Below are 2082 nucleotides of genomic sequence, written 5' to 3'. Positions count from 1 at the left end.
CTCCTCGTGGCGGGCTTCGAACTGATCTGAGAGAAATTCGTGTAACCGCAACACCGTTCCATCAGCGATCATCACGTCTCTAAATCGGTCGATATCAGCAGCTGTCGCGTCAGGAACAGCGACCTCGTCGAGACCGCGCTCGACGAGGTCGCGGAGGTACTCCGCAAGCGTCGGAGTCAACCGCTGATAGAACCCACTTGGTGAGATCGTCTCATCGGCAGTCGAGTTGTAACAGCGTTTAAAACCGGCGAGTGTTCGGCTTTCGCCTGCGGCGAAGCCGAACACGAACGCCCAAACGAAGGCAGGAATCTGAAGTTTTCGGTCACGTTCGACCACGCCGAGTTCCTCGGCGTGCTCTTTGAGGAACTCAGAGGGAAACAGTGTAGTGAGCCGACGCATAATCCGAGATGAGGAGTCGTTGTCGTACACAGACTCGGCTTCCTTATTCCTTCCGAAAGATGTCTCGATAAGCCACCGCAGTCACACGGTTTCTTGCTTAACTGAAGACGGATGCTCGGTGGATCATACGCTTCTCCCCGATCAAGCATGTGGTAGATCGACACCAGCATCTTCCGAGCTGCCGCCACGATTGCTTTCTGTGAGTTCTTCCGGCTTGCTAATCTGTCATAGAACTGGCTCAGATACTCGTCGTTACAGGTATGGACTGCGGTGTTTGCTGCTTGGACGAGTAGCCATCGTACACGCCCTGATCCACGTTTCGAGATGCTCCCTTCGATCCGCGAGTCGCCTGACTCGCGGATCACCGGGTTCAGTCCGACGTAACTGACGACCTCCTTGAGCCTGTCCAAAAAATGTTATTCTTGCCAATAAATCCGGCTAATAAACGCTATAACCGGTTCTAAGGCCGTAGAAATCGACTCAAAATTATTTTTTGGACAGGCTCCCTTGTCACCGTCAAATCGGTCGATCCCACCTAATTCCGCGTAGATCGTCAGCGCCGTGTAGTAGCTCACCCCAGGGATCGTCATCAGAAGCTGGGTCTCCTTCAGAGACCCAGCGCACTCTTCAATCGTCTCATCAAGCTTCTGAATCTCCTCGGTGAGCGACTCGATCAGGTCGAGGTGTGACTCAAGCAACGTGTCGAACGGCGTCGGGATCGAGAGTCCCCGCAGGGACTCTCGTCCCTCCACGGTTAGTGGTTTCACGTCCTCGGTGATGCCGTGATCGGAGAGGAGTCCATGGACCTTATTGGCGTACTTGGTACGGTTTTCGACCAAGGTCTGTCGTCCGCGCACGAGTGCGCGGGCTTCCCTGACCTCCTCGGTTGGAACGTAGCTTTCAGGCACCGAATTTAACCGGAGCATCCGCGCGAGTTCTTTTGCGTCCACGCGGTCTGTTTTCTTGTCGGTGTCTGCGATCTGATTGATCTTTTTGGGATGAGCAACGGTCACATCCAAGTGCTCCGACAGCGTGTCGTGGATGTGGTAGTAGTTGGAGGTCGCCTCAAGCACGGCTTGTGCGCCGGCGTACCGCTGGGCGAGCTCGTCGAGGTTCGCGTTTTCGACGCGAACCTCTTCGACGATTTTCCCAGCCTCATCCATTACTGCCACCTGTGCGTACCGTTTGTGGACGTCGATTCCGAGGTACATGGTTGGTTCACCCGGGACGCCAGTGCGTGAAGCAGAGATTCACCTATTCGGGCTTTCCCGGATGCCGCGGGGCGCGGCATCCGGGCTGTCACGCCCATGACTCGGCTCCTTTCGCACACGGACCATTCAACACGACGTGCTCGAAGGCACGGAATAGCGGTCGGTCTCTTGCGCCCCATGTCTTGTTTCACGCTCTCCTAGGGTAGCAGCGTTTCCATCGAGTCAACACGGCAGATTTTTCTTACTGTTATAGAGCATTACTGGCTTCGAAGATCGTGCACTTTAGTAGTTCACTCAGCTTTGAACGTTAGCGTCGGCTGTTGAGTGAACGAAGAGGTGGTCGATCTCTTTCATAAGGTCATCGACGCCACGATCATCGTTGTCTCGAACCCACGAGAGCAGGTTGTAAACGGCTTCCTTCAGGGAATGTTCGAGGTTCGCTCGAAGCGATGACGCTTTCGAGCGAACCGTC

Annotated in this window: 1 protein-coding gene and 3 pseudogenes; all 4 read right to left on the bottom strand. The window is 55.0% G+C overall.

All coding sequences use genetic code 11. The features are described 5' to 3' along the window. Window positions 1-399 (bottom strand): transposase (locus ACFQEY_RS18640; RefSeq protein WP_465261638.1); only part of this gene is annotated, 399 nt, incomplete at its 3' end. Window positions 400-509: 110 nt separating this feature from the next. Next, window positions 510-797 (bottom strand): annotated as a pseudogene (locus ACFQEY_RS18635) (transposase); the annotation flags it as partial. Between the two features lie 111 nt (window positions 798-908). Beyond that, window positions 909-1610: pseudogene (locus ACFQEY_RS18630) on the bottom strand (IS110 family RNA-guided transposase); the annotation flags it as partial. A gap of 294 nt (window positions 1611-1904) precedes the next feature. Then, window positions 1905-2082 (bottom strand): annotated as a pseudogene (locus ACFQEY_RS18625) (IS701 family transposase); the annotation flags it as partial.

Origin of the sequence: Halorubrum trueperi (assembly GCF_042662525.1) — an archaeon.
Classification (GTDB): domain Archaea; phylum Halobacteriota; class Halobacteria; order Halobacteriales; family Haloferacaceae; genus Halorubrum; species Halorubrum trueperi.
Note: the sequence above shows the minus strand (reverse complement) of the source record. Positions and strands in the feature narration are given on the sequence as shown.